The organism is Actinomyces sp. S6-Spd3, from assembly GCF_000758755.1.
Taxonomy (GTDB): Bacteria; Actinomycetota; Actinomycetes; order Actinomycetales; family Actinomycetaceae; genus Pauljensenia.
The window spans coordinates 1-604 of sequence record NZ_JRMV01000159.1; the positions used below are offsets into that span (position 1 = coordinate 1).

1 protein-coding gene is annotated in these 604 nt (G+C 51.7%); it reads left to right on the forward strand.

The genetic code is table 11. The features are described from left to right. A partial coding sequence (locus HMPREF1627_RS00950; RefSeq protein WP_034500376.1) for an AAA family ATPase occupies nucleotides 1–282 on the forward strand: 282 nt, incomplete at its 5' end. Nucleotides 283–604: the final 322 nt, after the last annotated feature.

The following is a 604-nucleotide window of genomic DNA, read 5'->3' on the forward strand; positions in this document are numbered from 1 at the left end:
GATGGAGTCGGAGAAGTTGGTAAAGGAATCTTGCATCCGGCAATGTGGTCCATACCCGTTCCAGAATTATCGGCCGGCAATCAACGTCGCGCGCAAATTGCGACTGCCCTTGCATCTGCTCCAACCATACTCGTTATCGATGAGCCAACGAATTATCTTGATTTAGCCTCAATGGAAGCCCTTGAGAGGGCACTATTAAGCTGGACGGGCACATTGATCATTACTAGCCACGACCGGTGGCTCACGGATCACTGGAAAGGTAGACGAATCGACATGCGTTGACGCGGCTTGTTAGGCATTTGGAACGGTATCTGCGCTCATTTTCTTCTCTGGCGATCGTTTCGGAAAGGGGCCTCGCAAGGTTAGCAGGGTTCCGTAGATAACGGAGTAGAGGGCCAGGCGGTATAGGAATGTCCAGAGGTCGTTGATGCGAGGCGAGGCTGAACGATGCTCCGAGTATTGTTTTCTGCTCAGCGCCCCCCATTTTTATAATGTCCTTATGGGTAGAAAGAAACAGTCACGCGGTGGGTGCCTAAGCTGGGCCGGAATTGTTTTGCTTTGGGACTTACCTGGGGTGTTGAGTTTTACCCTTTCGCTGACGGAT